The 14040-nt window shown below is 57.0% G+C and carries 12 protein-coding genes; 5 read left to right on the top strand and 7 right to left on the bottom strand.

Translation table 11 applies throughout. The annotated features are described in order from the left end of the window. Window positions 1-338 precede the first annotated feature (338 nt). Genes L2W48_RS12710 through L2W48_RS12700 form a run of 3 tightly spaced genes read left to right on the top strand, consistent with a single transcriptional unit; the run spans window position 339 to window position 3522 of the window. Window positions 339-1031 (top strand): radical SAM protein, encoded by a 693-nt coding sequence (locus L2W48_RS12710; RefSeq protein WP_236100449.1) that lies wholly within the window; start codon window positions 339-341, stop codon window positions 1029-1031. Between the two features lie 11 nt (window positions 1032-1042). Then, window positions 1043-2437 carry an MATE family efflux transporter gene (locus tag L2W48_RS12705; protein ID WP_236100448.1) on the top strand — a complete coding sequence of 465 codons (1395 nt, stop codon included), beginning with the start codon at window positions 1043-1045 and terminating at the stop codon, window positions 2435-2437. After that, entirely contained in the window at window positions 2344-3522 is a 1179-nt protein-coding gene (locus L2W48_RS12700; RefSeq protein WP_236100446.1) for a trans-sulfuration enzyme family protein, read from the top strand. The genes L2W48_RS12705 and L2W48_RS12700 overlap by 94 nt, the downstream gene beginning before the upstream one ends. Window positions 3523-3542: 20 nt before the next feature. On the opposite strand, the gene L2W48_RS12695 is transcribed toward L2W48_RS12700, so the two are convergent. From L2W48_RS12695 to L2W48_RS12680, 4 genes are read right to left on the bottom strand one after another with little or no spacing between them, the layout of a single operon-like run. Continuing rightward, entirely contained in the window at window positions 3543-4757 is a 1215-nt protein-coding gene (locus L2W48_RS12695; protein WP_236100445.1) for a M20 family metallo-hydrolase, read from the bottom strand. 51 nt (window positions 4758-4808) lie between these two features. Then, window positions 4809-6251, bottom strand: a complete 1443-nt coding sequence (locus L2W48_RS12690) for a sodium:solute symporter family protein (RefSeq protein WP_236100444.1) — start codon at window positions 6249-6251, stop codon at window positions 4809-4811. Window positions 6252-6253: 2 nt separating this feature from the next. Further along, window positions 6254-6448: a hypothetical protein gene (locus L2W48_RS12685; protein ID WP_236100443.1), complete on the bottom strand. Its 195-nt coding sequence runs from the start codon at window positions 6446-6448 to the stop codon at window positions 6254-6256. Between the two features lie 42 nt (window positions 6449-6490). Next, entirely contained in the window at window positions 6491-7006 is a 516-nt protein-coding gene (locus L2W48_RS12680; protein WP_236100441.1) for a transcription repressor NadR, read from the bottom strand. Window positions 7007-7224: 218 nt separating this feature from the next. Between L2W48_RS12680 and L2W48_RS12675 the strand changes: the two genes are divergently transcribed. Beyond that, entirely contained in the window at window positions 7225-9171 is a 1947-nt protein-coding gene (locus tag L2W48_RS12675; RefSeq protein WP_236100440.1) for a [Fe-Fe] hydrogenase large subunit C-terminal domain-containing protein, read from the top strand. A gap of 95 nt (window positions 9172-9266) precedes the next feature. On the opposite strand, the gene L2W48_RS12670 is transcribed toward L2W48_RS12675, so the two are convergent. The 3 genes from L2W48_RS12670 to L2W48_RS12660 all read right to left on the bottom strand — a co-directional run bounded on the left by L2W48_RS12670 (window position 9267) and on the right by L2W48_RS12660 (window position 12919). After that, complete coding sequence (locus L2W48_RS12670) at window positions 9267-11324, bottom strand: ATP-binding cassette domain-containing protein (protein ID WP_236100439.1); 2058 nt, start codon at window positions 11322-11324, stop codon at window positions 9267-9269. A gap of 6 nt (window positions 11325-11330) precedes the next feature. Beyond that, the gene (locus L2W48_RS12665; protein WP_236100438.1) at window positions 11331-11894 is read right to left on the bottom strand and encodes an ECF transporter S component; all 564 of its coding nucleotides are present in this window, start codon (window positions 11892-11894) and stop codon (window positions 11331-11333) included. Between the two features lie 116 nt (window positions 11895-12010). Then, window positions 12011-12919 (bottom strand): LysR substrate-binding domain-containing protein, encoded by a 909-nt coding sequence (locus tag L2W48_RS12660; RefSeq protein WP_236100436.1) that lies wholly within the window; start codon window positions 12917-12919, stop codon window positions 12011-12013. Window positions 12920-13067: 148 nt separating this feature from the next. On the opposite strand from L2W48_RS12660, the gene L2W48_RS12655 reads away from it, so the two are divergent. Further along, complete coding sequence (locus L2W48_RS12655; protein WP_236100434.1) at window positions 13068-14009, top strand: YeiH family protein; 942 nt, start codon at window positions 13068-13070, stop codon at window positions 14007-14009. Window positions 14010-14040: the final 31 nt, after the last annotated feature.

Here is a 14040-nt window from a genome sequence, read left to right as displayed (position 1 = left end):
ACGTGCCCTCCGAGGCGGTCCGTACGAAACAGGCAGGTCGGGAATACGTTCGGGCGAGACAGGGCGGAGCCGAAACGACCTCTCCGAGGAAACTCGGACCTGAGATTTTAGAGGTACCCTTAAGATAGAAGCGCCATCGGACCGTCTCTAGAGAGGACGATCTTTCGGGCTCTCCCGATTGACAAACCCCCAATATCGTGATATTTGTGTTTGCAAATAAAAGAGAAGCCATTCCCCTGCCGCCGGGTAGGGGAGCCAGGCGCCGGCCTCCCCATCGTTAGGCCTTCGAAGATGGGGAGAACCGGCGCCTTTTCTATTTGATCCTAGGAGGAGAAGCCATGAAAGGGTTCAACTACAAGGAGATCTACGAGGAGACCGGCAGAAGAGTGCTGGAGGTGAACGTGCTTCCCGAAAAGCACTGCAACTTCGACTGCGTGTTCTGCCCCATAGGAAGGTCGAAGGAAAAAGTGGACACCCAGAGACCCTTCGACGGCCTGGAGGAATCGCTTACGGAGCTGAAAAGGAGGATAGAGGCAGAGAAGCCCGATCTGGTTTTCATAAACTCGATGGGAGAAGCCTTCGTCCATCAGGGGATAGGAGAGATAGTCGACTTGATCCGATCCACCGGAACGGCGGTCCGCCTCCTCTCCAACGGCTATCTGCTGGGAAGGAACGATTATATGGAGATAGCGAATCGATGCGACGAGATCGTCGGGGAGCTTAAGACCATATCGGAGGAGCGTTTTCAGAAATTCCAGCGTCCCATGGAGGATTACACCCTGTCGGAATATCTCCGCAATATGGAGGCCTTCCGCAGACAGTACGGAGGAAAGTTCATTCTGGAGGTCACGGCCATAAAAGGTTGCAACGACGACGATATCTCGGTTTTGAGGACAAAGGCGGCGGTCCGGAGGATATCCCCGGACGTTCTGGAGGTGGTGAGGATCGAGGAGGAACGGTTTCAAAAGGCCCTGGGAGTTACCCCGGAAAGGTTGGAGGCGATAGAGAGAGAACTGAGGGACGCCCTCTAGAGGCCCTGATTTTGAACGAACTCGGAAGTCGCAGGCTGTTTTTCAAATACGCCGTACCTCAGATGGTAGGACTGCTGTTCAACTCCATCTACCTAATAATGGACGGCGTCTTCATAGGCAACCGCCTGGGCAGGATCGGAATGGCCGCCGCGGCTATCTCCGTTCCCGTGATAGAGATACTGATAGCCATCTCCATGGCCCTGGCCTCCGGAGCGGGAATCATGATCTCCGATCGACTGGGACGTGAAAGACTTGGAGAGGCCCTCAGGATATTCAAGGCGTCCATACTTCTCTCGGCACTTGTGGGATCGGCGGTCGCTCTTCTGGGAAATCACTTCTGCCACGGGATCGCCGGGTTTCTGGGAGCGACGCCGGGGATCCACGACCAGGCTGTGGGATACCTGAGATACATCGTGCTGTTCTCGCCCTTTCTCCTCTTCAGCTTTCTCCTGGGAGGGCTGGCCAGAAACGACGGCCGTCCCGGCCTAGCCATGACGGCTCTGACCCTGGGCTCTCTGTCCAACGTCGTTTTAGACTACCTGTTCCTCTTCCCTATGGACATGGGAATAGAGGGGGCGGCTCTGGCTACGGCTATAGGTCCGGTCGTGAGCGTTATCGTGCTACTGCCCCACTTCCTGCTGAAAAGGGGCAGGCTGTATCTCGAAAAGGCGACGATCCGATGGAAAGACTGGCTCGACATATTGAGGCTGGGATCTCCGTCCTTCGTGATGGAGTTCAGCATAGGGATAATCACCTTTATCTACAACGTTGCCATCGTTAAAAACGGATACGGAGAGATCGGTCTGGCGGCCTATCTGGTCATAGGGTACATGATGCTCATATTCCTGACCCTCTTTCTAGGCATGGCCGAGGGCCTTCAGCCGGTGTTCAGCTACCTCCAGAGCGTGGGGAACCACGGGAAAAACGACGAACTCCTGTCCTTCGCCAGATGCTTTTTCCTGGCGATCGGTATATCCTGCTACATGGGTATAGTCCTGTTCGGACGGGATTTCATATCCATTTTCTCGCCGGAGGAGATAGCAATGATAGATCTGGCGGAAAAAGCAAGCCCGGTCTACTTCGCCGGATTTTTCCTGGCCGGGTTCAACATCCTGGCGATATCCTTCCGGCAATCCACCGGAAGAACGAGAAGCGCCATGGCAATCTCCCTGCTCAGGAGCGTGGCGATACCTCCGGTCCTTATAGGTCTGCTGCCCCTGATCCTGGGAAGAGAGTCGATATGGGCCTGCCATTCTCTGGCCGAGGCTGGCACGGCCTGCTATATATTCAAGACGACGAGGAGGAACGAAAGATGGGAGGAAAGATGGGAAAACAGACTACCGCGGTACACGGTGGAGGACGAAAGGACGACGCGTTCGGGGCCGTCAACGAGCCGATCTACATGACCTCCAACTACCGCATCCCCACCGACGGTACCCCGGTGGACTGGAGCGGAACGGAGAGCAACATCTACGCCAGAAACCGAAACGTCAACCAGATGGTGCTACAGGACAAGCTCTGCGCCCTGACCGGAGCAGAGGACTGCGCCGTCTTCGGAAGCGGAGTGGCGGCCCTTGCCGGGGTGTTCACCACCTTCCTCGACTCGGGGGACCACGTCGTTGTATCCGAGGTCTGCTACAGCGCCACCAACCTGCTGTTTCGGGACTACCTGCCTAAAAAATACGGCATAGACGTGACCTTCGTGGACACCACCGACACCGAGGCAGTGAGGGAAGCCATAGGCCCCAAGACCCGACTGGTCCACGTGGAGACCCCAGGCAATCCCACGACGGAGATCAGCGACGTGGAGGCCATAGCCGCATCCGCCCACGAGAGAGGGGCCCTGGTATCGGTGGACGCCACCTTCGCCGGCCCCATCTGCATCTACCCCCTGAAGCTGGGGGCGGACCTGGAGATCCACAGCATGACCAAGTACATAAACGGCCACGGCGACTCCCTGGGAGGATGCGTGCTCGGCAGAAAAGAACTGCTTGCGGAACTGAAGGAACTGGCCATGGTCAACTACGGCGGCATACTGAGCCCCTTCAACGCATGGCTGATATCCAGGGGACTGGTGACCCTCCCGATCAGGATGGCCCAACACGGCGATACCGCCATGGCGGTAGCCCGGTTCCTGGAGAAGAGTCCGGCGGTCCGCTTCGTCTGGTATCCCGGGCTGGAGAGCCATCCCCAGCGAGAGAGGGCCGAGAAGCTGATGAAAGGCCGGTATTCCGGCATGATAGCCTTCGACATAGAGGGCGACGACATGACCCACCAGAGATTCCTGGACGAGCTTAAGCTGGTGACCCACGCCGTCTCCCTGGGAGACACGGAAAGCCTCATAGTCTACTACGATAAGAACAGCGATAAACTGCCCCACTATCCGGAGATCTTCCGAAAGGGCTTCTTCCGCTTCAGCATCGGCCTGGAGGATGGAGAGGACATAATCGAGGACATGGAGCAGGCGTTCCGAGCCTGTGGCCTGATCTGATCCAGCCCTTTCCGTCTCGTCTATCGATTCGCCAGCCTCACGGCGCACTCTAAGAGCACGTCGACCCCGTCGGCTATCTGATCGAAGTCGCTGTCCTCCTGAGGACAGTGGCTCTTGCCTCCGATGGAAGGCACGAAGATCATCGCGGTGGGAACTATGTGGGACATGATCTGGGCATCGTGTCCCGCTCCGCTCCACAGGTGGGTGGACGAAAGCCCTCTTTCGTCCGCCACCGACTGGATCATAGAGACCAGATCTTCGTCGAAGGAGACGGGGGCGACGTCGGCCTCCCGGGAATATCGGACCTCAAGGCCGAAACGTTCTGCCAGATCGTCCATGGTCCTCTCCGCCTCCTCCTTCATAGAGGCAAGTTTCTCCCCGTCGGGATGGCGAAGGTCCAGGGTGAAGCCGGTCTCCCCTGGTATCACGTTTATTATGTAGGGATCGACGGAGATCTTGCCTATGGTGGCGCATCCGCCCATGCTCTCGGCAAGCTCGGTCATCTTCACGTGAAGGTGGGATACCGCCAGCAGAGAGTCGTTCCTCATTCCCATAGGGGTCGTCCCTGCGTGATTGGCCTGGCCGACGTAGCGCCCCTGCCACCAAACGATCCCCTGGACTCCGTCGACCACGCCGAGGGGAACTCCCTTCATGTCCAGATAGGGCCCCTGCTCCACGTGGATCTCGAGATAAGCCGAAGGCCTTACCAGGTCGGAGCCTCTGTAGCCTATCCTCTCGAGCTCCTCTCCCACCGAGACGCCGTCGTCGTCCACGCGGGAATACATATCCTCGACCGAGACCTCCTCGGCCAAGACGAGACTGCCCATCATGTCCGGGGCGAATCTGGCCCCCTCCTCGTTGGTGAAGGCCGCCACAGCCAGGGATCGACGGTGGGAGATCCCCCTCTCCGCCACGGTCCTAAGCACCTCCAGACCTCCGAGAACGCCGACGCAGCCGTCGAACCTTCCGGCATGTCGGACCGTGTCTATGTGGGAACCCAACATGACCGGGTCCCCCTGTTCCTCTCCGGGAAGGATGCCGAAAATATTTCCTATGGAATCGACCTTGACCTCCAACCCCGAGGCCTCAAGCCAGGAGACCAGCAGGTCCCGGCCCGCCTTATCCCCGTCGTCCAAAGCCAGCCTGGTCCTGAACCCAGAATCGTCCAGGCCGACTCGGCCTAGAGTCTCTATGGAATCCCTCAACCTCACCCTGTTCACGGCACGGTCTTTCATCTCGTTACCCCCTATCAGGAAGATATATACACCTTCAGGGGATATTGTACTTTAAAAATGTCCCTCCATCTCGCCTTTCATACCGTCGAAAAACCGAGAACAGTTCTCCGGCGGGGAGGTGAGAAGACTGACCACCACGAAGGTCACGGAAGAGACCGCCAATCCCCACAGGGCCGGCCACTGCCCCATGGGTTTCAAGCCAGCCAGACTGAGTCCGGCCACCACGGCCCCTCCGATCACCAGGCTCGAAAGAGCGCCCCAGGCGGTACCCCTGCGCCAGAAAAAGGCCCCCAACACGGCTGGAAGCTGCATCAGCAGACCTCCCGAGGCCATGGCGGAGAGCACCACTATGAGGTCGAAACGGAACTGGGCGAAGAGGAAACAGGCCACAGCCACGACCGGTATCATCAGCCTTCCGATATGGAGCTCTCCCTCCTCCGACATTCCGGGGCTAAGAGGGCGAGCCACGTCCCGTCCGAACATGGAGCTCAGGGTCAGCACCACCGAGTTCAGGGTGGACACCGCCGCCGCCATTATGCTGACGGTGACGACCAGTCCTAGAGCCACCGGAACCTGGGACAACAGCACCGGCATGGCCCTGTCGGCGTTATCCAACCCCGGATTTATTATGGCGACGGAGAATCCCAAAAGCCCGCATATGAGGGTATATATCAATCCGAAACCGGAAAACCCGAGGATCATGTTCCTGAGGCTTCGGGGATTCTCCGGTGTGTAGAGCCTCTGGACGACCTGGGGATTGGTCACTGCGAAGAAGGCCCAGGGCAGGGTAAGCCCCAGATACATAGGCAGGGACCAGTTGACCTTGAGCAGATCCGGATTCTCCGACACGGCCAGGATAAAGCCGTCCGGAAAGAAATGTGTGACGACGAAGGCAGTCAGAAGGAGGCTGGCCACGAGCATAACCAACGCCTGAAGGCTGTCGGTCCAGGCTACCGACCTCATCCCGGCCAGACAGAAGGTCACGGCTATCAGGGCCGCCGCCCCGGAACCGGCCACGAAGGGAATGGCGCCGCCGGAGAGGGTCTCCAGCAGATACCCCACGCCCATGAGCTGAACCGAGGCATAGGGTATAAGCATGACCAGACAGAGACAGGCCGCGGCGAAACCGACCTTCCTGCTACCGTAACGGAACGACAGAAGCTCGGTAGGGCTTACCAGATCGAAGGCCCGTCCCGCAGCCCAGTATCTGGGGGCGAAGAGGACCAGCAGCAGCACGGTGAAGATCAGATAGGTGAACTCGAAACCCAGAGCGGCCACGCCGGTCCTGTAGGTGAGCCCCACTAGGCCGACCATCATGAAGGCGCTGTAGGTGGTGGCGCTGTAGGTCAGGGCCGATACGAAACCACCTACCGCTCGATTCGCCAGAAAATAATCGGAAAGGCCGCTTCCGCTCCTCCGACGGGCCTGCCAGGAGATCAGAGACCCCAGAAGAAACCACAGGGCTATTCCGGAAGACAGCATTACTCCCGACATGGCTAGGGCCTCCTCTCGGTTCCCCAGGAACCGGTGTAGATCGCTCCGGAGAGGACGACCGCCAGGGTCAACACGAGCCAAACGGAGAAAGCCCCTCTAAAAGACCCGCTTTCCCTCAAGACGCCGAAGGGAAGGGCCACGTCCAGCACTGTAACGACCGCCATCCACATCAACCAAAGCCTTTCCTTTTTTCTCATATTACCAACACTTCCTTCTGGGTAATCGAATCGTTCGAAAAACTAGAAGCTCACGAGAAACCCGGCGTTTCTCAGTCCCTCCTCGATATCCTGTAGTATCTTCTCGCTCGGGGCCTCCACGGTGTGAAGGTGGAACCCCTCGGAAAGAGAGAGCAGAGGATGTCGACCGGTTGTCTCCATCAAGGTCAGAAATCGGTCCACGTCCTCCTGAGATCCCACGTCCACGTTGCCCCGCAGCTCACCGTATATAGGGTGGTCTATGAAGACGTCCAGGACCCTCCCTCCCATGGAGACTACCAATGAAAGCTCACGGTATATCTGATCTGCCTGATGACAGACGGCGAAACTCCTTCTGAAAGAGGGAGGACGGCGCTCCTCCCTATACCCTCGGGACGTTGCCACTATCGGAAGCCCCTTCTCCCTAAGGGTGGCTATGTCCTGAACTATGGCCTGACGACTGACCCCCAAACGCTCCGCCAGCTCTACTCCGCTGACCGGTCCCTCCGAACCTCTGAGGATACCGGCCAAGGCGTCGAGACGGTCTCTCCTGTCTCCCATGGGAACACCTCCTTGAGCAGATTATAGCAGCTAGTAGCAGACAGACAAGAAATAGAGCGATAGACAGAATAAAAAAACAAGTCTCTATTTAGAGACTTATCCCCATGCGTATATTTCAAACCCAAAATAAGCTATATCCTATAAGGGGCACTCGTTACAGCTTTCTCAAGGTCGTCGACATGGCAGCTGGCAGAAAAACCAAGAGGGAGGGATTTTCGTTGTCGAACGAAAAAAATGAAGGGAAATCCGAACACATGGCTCAGGTAATAGGGATAGACATCGATAGATGCAACAACTGCCATGCGTGTATAGCGGCCTGTCCAGTAAAATTCTGCAACGACGGCAGTGGAGACCACGTATCCATAAATCACCATATGTGCATCGCCTGCGGGAAGTGTATTCAGGCATGTCCTCAAGGGGCCAGATACGGAATGGACGATTTCGATAATTTCATGGAAGCCTGCCGTCATGGAGAGAAGGTCGTAGCGATAGTAGCTCCGGCGGTATCCGCCGTTTTCGGAAACGACGTCGATGGGCTCAACGGATGGCTTAGATCGATCGGCGTGGATGGGATCTTCGACGTCAGCTTCGGAGCGGAACTTACCGTTAAAAGCTACGTGGAACACATCAGGAGAGATCACCCGAAAACGATCATCTCTCAGCCATGTCCCGCCATAGTATCCTTCGTGGAGATCTATCATCCCGAGCTGATTCCCTACCTGGCCCCGGCGGACAGCCCCATGCTCCACACCATAAAGATGATAGGACACTTCTACCCCCGGTATAGAGGACATAAAATAGCGGCAATCTCCCCCTGTCTGGCGAAAAAAAGGGAGTTCGATGAGACTGGGATGGGAGACTATAACGTGACCTTCAACAGCATAAAAAGATATCTCGACGTGAACGAGACCGACCTGGGTTCCTTTCCGAAGATCCCTTACGACACCCCACCGGCGGAGAGAGCTGTGCTGTTCCCCGTTCCGGGAGGGCTTATGAAGACGGCGGAGAGAGAGGTTCCTGGAATAGGGGAGAGGACGAGAAAGATAGAGGGACCGGAGGCGGTGTACCCCTATCTGTCACGGCTAAAATCCGCCATAGATCGAGGGGAGGCTCCCCTGATGGTGGACTGCCTCAGCTGCGCCCTGGGATGCAACGGAGGCCCCGGCACACCTAAAACGGACCTCACTATCGACGAGGTGGAGAACAGGGTTCACAGACGAAAAGAGAAGGCCGAAAAGCTTCACGGGAGCGGATTTTCAGGCTTTAAAAAATTGAAATTGAAAAAATCCATAAACCAGCGCTGGAAAGCAGGCCTTTACGAAAGAAGCTACCTAGACAGGTCGGCGCTATCTAAAATTCGCATACCGTCGGAAGACGAGCTCAAAGAGGTCTACCTATCGATGGGCAAGAGTTCCCCTGAGGATATATACGACTGCGGCGCCTGCGGCTACGGCTCCTGCGAAAAGATGGCCATAGCCATATTCAACGGATTGAACAAACCGGGAAACTGCCTCCACTACATGGTCGCCGACCTGAACGAAACGAAAAAGCTGGTAGAGACGGAAAAAGCCAACTCCGACGCCAAGGCGGACGAGAAAAGCAGAGAGGCCAACGAGGCTAAAAAAGAGATAGAGGACAAAATGGAAAAAAACCTTGCCATGGCCGAAGAGGTGGCTAGACACACCGCCGCGTTGGAGAAGAACATGGACAGGGTCAACGAGATGATGACCTCATTGACGGATCTGCTGAAAAAGAACGAGATCGCCTGCGCCGAACTGGACGAGAGGACGACCCAGGCGAACGATATTCTGACTACTTTCGCCCCTATAGCCAAGGCGATCAACGCCACCTCGATACAGACCAATATGCTGGCCCTGAACGCCACGATAGAGGCCGCTCATGCCGGAGCATCGGGACAGGGCTTCGCCGTTGTGGCCGGCGAAGTAGGGAAGCTCGCCGAAAAGGTCCACGGAGAAGCGGGGAAAATCGCACCGGCTACGCAGAATATAGAGAGGATCTTCGTCGACATCAAAAACCAGGCGATAACGGTAGCGGAAGGGGTGTCGAACTCCAACGGACTTACCCGTCAGACCGAGGAGGCCGTTCGCGACATGAGGGAATCGGCAAAGAAGATAAACTCGGAAATAGAGGAACTGTGCCGATAACAGCAAGGCATCCGCCGGGCCTAGGGGCCCGGCGGATTTCCGCACCAGGATCCGAAACTCGATCGACGACTTCCAGAATGAGCAGAACAAATATGTCAAGACATCTCTATCCGCCGGGAGGTCAAGATCCCGTTCTTCAAGATCCACACCGTAGGGAAGAAACGGGAGACGAAATCGGGATCGTGGCTTACCGCCAGCACGGCTCCCCTCTGACGCTCCAGCCAGTTCTCGAAAATAATCATCCATTGGCTGTCGAAGTCCCTGGTGGGCTCGTCCAGCAACAACATATCGAGGTCCTTTACGGCCAGGGACGCCACTGCCACCATCCGTCGTTCCGCCGAGTTTAGGTCAAGAGGATGTTTCTTCTCCATACCGGAGAGACCGGTATCGGCCAGAGCCCTCTCGAGGCGAGCCTCTTTTTCCGATCTGGACAGATCCTCCTTCCTCAGAGAAAACAGGACCTCTTCCGCCACGGTAGAGTGAAAGATCTGCCTCTCCGCGTCCTGGAAAAGAAAACCGACCCGGGAGGCCCTGAGCTCGGGGTCCATGGATCCCACGTCCAGACCGTCCAGCTCGATAGATCCCGAATCGGGGGAGATCAATCCGGAGCAGAGTCTCATCAAAGTCGACTTCCCCGCCCCGTTGGGACCTACCAAGGCGATCCTCTCCCCCTCTCGAACCACCCCGCCTATAGAATCGAAAACGGAGGGTTCTTCGGGCCGCCAGGAAAAGCCGAGATCCCGGAACTCAAGCAGAGATCTTCCTCCGGAGACGCCTCCCTGGACCGCCCCGTCGAGACGAGGACGGACGTGATCCCCTGCGTCTAAAACCAGAGATCCGCCCTCCAGAAAGCCTTTCTGATCGCAAAACTCCTTAAAGGGCTCTCCGTCCCGCTCCAGAAGCACCACGGAACATCCACTTTCCCTGGACCATTCCTTGAGTCCTGCGGCTATCACAGGCACGTCGGCGGAGGCTATCCTGGAAAAGGCCTCGTCCAGTATCAACAGCCTGGGAGACATGGCCACAGAGGAGGCCAAGGCCGTTTTCTGGGCCTCTCCGCCGGACAGCTCGATCGGATTTCTATCCCTAAGATGGGATATGCCGAGCAAATCCATAGCTCTCTCCACCCTGAGCTCGATCTTTTCGGGGGAAATCGACAGATTCCCCGGTCCGAAAGAGATCTCGTCCCAGACGGAGTAGCAACATCCCGACATTGAAAGCCCCGGTATCTGTTGCACCCATTGGACCTTGTCGGACAGACGGAGACATCCTAAAGGACGGATATCCTTACCCGTTACTGAGACAGTCCCCTCCAGGTACCCCCCTCTATGTTCCGGGACCGCCCCGGAGAGAGCGGCGGCCAGGCTGGACTTGCCGCTTCCGTTGCCCCCCTCCACCAAGAGCCATTCTCCCGGAAATAGCGTAAGCTCAGGAACCTCCAATACGGGTTCTCCATTTTTGGAAGAGCGCAGGACCAGTCGGTCCACGGACAAAACGGGGGGGTCTTCCGTCAAACTATCCTCCGATGATTTCAAGAATTCTTCTTCGTTTTTTTTCTTGGAACTTCCGGAAAAAAGACCGAATCCCTTCATGTCCAATGCGGCGCTTCTTACCGGAAGATCGTTCAACAAACCCAACACCAGGGGAAACACCAGAGCGGACAGAGACGAGAACCGTTCCCTCATTGACCCCTTTACCCTGACGCCCCTTGCGAGCTGAGCCTCTCGAATCTCCCCTATTCTGACCTTGATCTGTTCGGCCAGCAGCAGAGGACTCGCCATCAGATAGGCGATCCCATCAGGAGCAGGCCCGTTCAAAAGGGCCTTCACGATCCTTCTAGGAGGAAAAGACTCCAGAAGAAGCTGTGATACGGACACCACCGACAGGATACGAAGCCACAGCCCCATCGCCCATAGAGGCCTGGATCCGACGGCTTCCGACCCTACGAGTCTGGCGAAAAATCCGCCGTGTATAAGCCAGAAGCCAAGGGCTAGAGGTACCATAAGGTAGACCAGTGATATCAGACGGTGCCTGGCCCTGGGCCATAAGAGCAAGGAACAGGACGATAGGCAGGCCATGACAGCCACAAATGGAAAGGCCGGAAGCGCCATGGAGCTTCCGACCCACAAAGACCAAAATAGAAAGAACGCCAAGGGAGATCAGACCGCCTCGTCCGCAAGAGGAAAGAGGGAGCGTATCCGTTCGGGAAGGCGTCTCACCAACATCCAACCAATGAGACAGCTGACCACCTTGTCCACCAGGTTGCTCCCTATAACGGTGATCGCGACGGACTTCAGCAGATTCTGTCCTACGGCGTTCATATAGGCCACGAAGAAATCCGCTCCGGAACCTGTAACCCCTCCGAACAGATAGGTCCTTATAGGGGTGGCCACGATCGTGACGAAGATCGTCATCACGACGCCGGAGACTACGACCATGGGCAGGGACCTGAACATCCCCCTGCGAGCCGTGAATCCGGCCACCAGGCCTATCACCATGGCTACGGGGGCGAAGGCCGCCGCGATGGGGCCGGTGAGGAGCCCCCATATTAGGTTGGTGAAAAGACCGGTAGCCATACCTACCCAGGGCCCCATGAGAAGGGCCGCCAATATGGTCCCTATCGAGTCCAGAAAGATGGGAAGCTTCAGGCTGGATGCGATCTGCCCCAACCCCATGTTTATCGCTATGCAGAGAGCCATGAGAACCAGAGTTTTGTTTTTCATACCACTACCCCTTTTCATAAAGTCGATAACCTCCAACGAAGGAGGCCCGACCCAAATTATAGGGGAGCCCCAACAAAAAGAAAAGCTTTCTATTCTTATTTGTTATTCTTGTAGAATCAGAGCCCGACCGAGAACCTATGGTCCCTCAGCCACCCCGTCATGGCGGAAAAGGCGGGGCCTCCTCCGTTTCTACGGTGGGTGATAATCCGGAACCATCTGCTCGGAGCCAAAGACGTGTCCACCAGTGACAGATCTCCCCGGGCCACCTCCCTCTCCACCGCGAACCGAGAGAGACAGCTTATGCCCATACCGGCCTCGACTGCCCTCTTTATGGCCTCGGTATGGCCTATCCTGACCGTTCGGGACAATGACACCCCCTCCCGGTCCAGCTCCGCCATTATGGTGCTCAAGGTGCCGGAACCGTCCTCCCTCAAAATCCAGCACTCTTCCGACAGCCGAATCGGAGAGACAAGGCTCTCCCTGGCCAGAGGGTCCTGAGGAGAACAGAATATCGCCAGATCGTCCTTTATCCAGTCCTCGGATCTCAGACGCTCTCCTCTAAGTTCCCCCTCCACCAGACCTATATCGGCACAGCCCTTCGATATCTCCTCCTCTATCTCCATGGTGTTACCGACCTTCAGGATCAAGGAGATCCTGGGATATACATCCATGAAGGCCTTCATATGAAATGGAAAAAGATAGTTTGCTATGGTGGTGCTACAGGCCACCGTGAGCTCGCCGGACGGCTCGTCTCCGGAGCGCCCCACAGAGGTAAAATCCCGGACAGCGCTCAGGACGTCCTCCGCCAGAGGAAGCAGGAGTCTGCCTCTGTCGTTCAAAACCAAGCCCCGTCCGATCCTTCCGAAAAGCGGCCCATCCAGAAGCCTCTCCAGCTCCTTCAGAGCCATGCTGGCCGCGGACTGGGATAGCCCCAGCCTTCCCGCGGCGTAGGTCAAATTGCCCGATCTGGCTACCTCGGCGAATATCTCTATCTGTCTTATGGTGATGTCCCTATCGATCGACATAATTGATGAAACATATCATATACATGAGTTGGATGCAACGATCCTCCGAATGTAATATACGGGGGCCGCTAAAAACGCCGGTTCTCCGAGAGAGGTTGAACGCCGGTTTTTAGGGGTAAAGACGTAGACGAAACGGAGAGATGCGAAAATGGGAAACATAACGAGAGGCCCCTTTCCCTGGCTGGTCCTGGCCTTCATACTGAGCGCGGCAACCTCTTCACCGGCGATAGGGCTGTGCATAGGGGCGCTGATGGGGCTTACAGTGGGGAACCCCGCCAGGGACTACACGTCCAGAGCGGGAAAATATCTGCTTCAGGGTTCGGTGGTGCTTCTGGGCTTCGGCCTTCAGATAGGAATCGTCCTCAAGGTCGGCTCCGAGTCACTGGGCATAACGGCGGTAAGCATAGGATGCACCTTGGCCTTGGGATGGGCTCTCGGCAAAGCCCTCAAGGTAGATAGAGATCTGTCCACCCTCCTCAGCGGAGGCACGGCCATATGCGGAGGAAGCGCCATAGCCGCCATAGCTCCGGCCATCGGAGCGTCCGGAGCGGACACGGCAGTGGCCATGGCGGTGGTCTTTCTCCTCAACGGGGTCGCCCTGATAGTCTTCCCTCCGATAGGACACCTTTTCGGCCTCACCCAGGATCAGTTCGGACTCTGGGCCGCCCTGGCGATACACGACACCAGCAGCGTGGTCGGAGCCGGAGCCGCCTACGGAATGGCCGCCCTGACGCTGGCCACCACTGTGAAATTGACCAGGGCCCTGTGGATAGTGCCGGTATCCTTCGCAGCCGCAAGGTTTCACAGGAGGAACTCGAAGGCCAGGATACAGTGGTTTCTCGTAGGATTTCTCGCCGCCGCCTTGATACGTACCCTCCTGCCCCAGGCCGATCCGGCCTGGACTACTCTGGCCTCCGTCGGAAAGAGGCTCATGACCGCCACTCTGTTCCTGGTGGGAGCAGGGCTGACCCTGGAGGATCTGAGAAAGGCGGGAGGAAGGCCCCTTATCTGCGCCCTGTCCCTCTGGATGCTCGTCGCCTCCATATCGCTGGGGCTGATAAAGTCCGGCCTGGTTGAACTGTCCATATAGAAAGCGCCCCGGCGCTCGGGCGGGGGGGTTT

Origin of the sequence: Dethiosulfovibrio russensis (assembly GCF_021568855.1) — a bacterium.
GTDB lineage: Bacteria > Synergistota > Synergistia > Synergistales > Dethiosulfovibrionaceae > Dethiosulfovibrio > Dethiosulfovibrio russensis.
Note: the sequence above shows the minus strand (reverse complement) of the source record. Positions and strands in the feature narration are given on the sequence as shown.